At 40.4% G+C, this 1,990-nt stretch carries 2 protein-coding genes; both read right to left on the bottom strand.

Annotated features, from left to right (window positions below; all coding sequences use genetic code 11):
* Window positions 1–329: 329 nt before the first annotated feature.
* On the bottom strand, window positions 330–845 hold the full coding sequence (locus ACFINA_RS09090; protein ID WP_375614465.1) for a short-chain dehydrogenase: 516 nt from the start codon (window positions 843–845) through the stop codon (window positions 330–332).
* 18 nt (window positions 846–863) lie between these two features.
* Window positions 864–1,427 (bottom strand): NADPH-dependent FMN reductase, encoded by a 564-nt coding sequence (locus ACFINA_RS09085; RefSeq protein WP_375607079.1) that lies wholly within the window; start codon window positions 1,425–1,427, stop codon window positions 864–866.
* Window positions 1,428–1,990 lie beyond the last annotated feature (563 nt).

The raw sequence follows: 1,990 nt of genomic DNA, 5'->3' as shown, positions 1-1,990 counted from the left end.
ATAAGCTTGTAATAGGCTTTAATGGGGCTGTTGATCGGAAGTTTGTTGTTTTCTGTGAATTTGTAAAATCGTAAAAACGTGGAACTGTAATAGGGTGTGTGGTTGATCAAGGGCTGTGAGGGTTGTGAGAGGGGGATAAGCCCGTGTGAGGAGGAAAAAAATGTTTGGTTTTGGAGCTGTTGATATAAGGACGCTGTTTAGAGGCGTAAAGGAGAGGGATTGTTCGTTCTAAAAGCCTATGATGTAGAGAGTATGAGTTATTCAAGAGGGTGTTTGGGTATGGATAGAGTTTGAAGGGGCACTGCTTCTTTGCAAAGCAGAGGTATTGATCATAAGTTTTGTTTATTCATATGGTTTTTTATGGCATCCAGTACCTGTTGGCTTATCTCCTGATGGGGCAGCCGTCGTAAACCTTTTGGGGTTGTTTTTTGTCCTAATTGAATGGGGATAAAATCAACCTTGTTTTTGCGTGCGCACTCGAGGATTATTTGATCATGCGTGTTGGAACCAAAAATATGAAGAATACATGGTGGTTTAGGCAAAAGAGCTAACTGCTCAATTAATGCGCAGGAAAATGCATGGGCAGGCGAATGAATCCATAATATGCAATATTTTAGATCATGCCATTGCTTCACAGTTTCTAAAAATTGCGCCTTTGATGCCGCACAATCATAATCCAACGACACGCACAACTGTTTGTTGTGCAATGCCTCAAGCTGGACTTTATGGGAAAGAAAGCGTGCAGCAATAATCACTTCTTGCGGCTCTAGTGATTGATACAAAGGAGCAAGCATCCCTGTGCCCCCTACCACTAAATAACGATAGCGCGCCTCTTTTTTTTTCATGCCCCCTCCCTTATTGCTTTAAATCCCACCTCTTTGCTTTAAAAATGTGTACATTTCATCAGCAAGTCTTTCACAACGTGTTTGTACCTCTTCACTTATAACTTTCCAAGTACGACCTTCATCATCTGAGGAAAAATCTTCGTTGGAAGAGGCAATTTGACATTGGAGTGTGTAACCATAAAGCGTGTGCACCACCGGCACTAAATGTTCACAAGGTTGTGCGCATTTTTTGGCCGTACTCCCATGAGAGATAAGTCCAACAGGTTTATTTAAAAAGGCATTATAGGCTAAATTATCAAGAGCATTTTTTAAAACACCCGAATAAGACCCTTGATAAACGGGGCTTGCTAGAATAACACCATCAGCCGCTGCAATGGTTTTTACAAACTCACGGACTGCTGCACTTGGATTAGCCTCAACCTGCTGATGATAATCTGGATCTGTCATTGGCAAGGGATGTTCACGCAAATCAACCCAATGAAGTGATGCACCCCGCTTCATGAGGCAATCCGCTAAATAACTGGCTAAAGTTCTTGTTAAGGAAGGTTGACGCACAGACCCCAAAATAATTGCTATATTCAACAGGATTCTCCTTTATTTTTTTCCCAACAAGCCTATAACGCAAGGCTTATAAAGAATTATGAGTAAAATGATGCGTATCATTATGCTGTCCATAAAGAGCAATTGTGATGATATCGCATCATCATAGAATCAGTCCATGCTAACAAGATTGTTGACAAAACAACACCTCAAACTTGTAAGGGAATGTTAGTGCTTTCATTAATATTAAAACGCGTGATCTCAAAAATAGCGGCTGTCTCGTGTCTTAGAAGCGTTTTTATGAATATGTTCTGAGCTATTGCCTTGCAAGAACTCTAATGAAATATGGAAGATATCATCGTATTTTGAATGATCATTGAGCTTTTTTAATTGGAATAAGAAAGTTGTTAGATTTTCTCATTTCAAATGCTCTTATTGCGCGATCATTTGCAAATCAATGGAAGTTCCCTTTTTTATGTCTTAGTGGGGGGCCGAAAACAATGAGAAAAGAATAAAAATGCTTCTGTTTTTTCAAGGGATAAAGGCTATCGTAAAGGCGGGATATGGCTGTTGTTGGGGCAGGGGTGGGGTTGTTGTAGGAGCCT

Source organism: Bartonella sp. AC10YNML (genome assembly GCF_042196825.1).
Classification (GTDB): Bacteria; Pseudomonadota; Alphaproteobacteria; order Rhizobiales; family Rhizobiaceae; genus Bartonella.
The sequence above is the reverse complement of the archived record's forward strand: the minus strand, read 5'-3'. Positions and strand labels throughout refer to the sequence as shown.

Coding starts and splice junctions, on each gene's coding strand:
- ACFINA_RS09090 (WP_375614465.1), bottom strand. CDS start 845: ATGAAAAAAAAAGAGGCGCGCTATCGTTATTTAGTGGTAGGGGGCACA.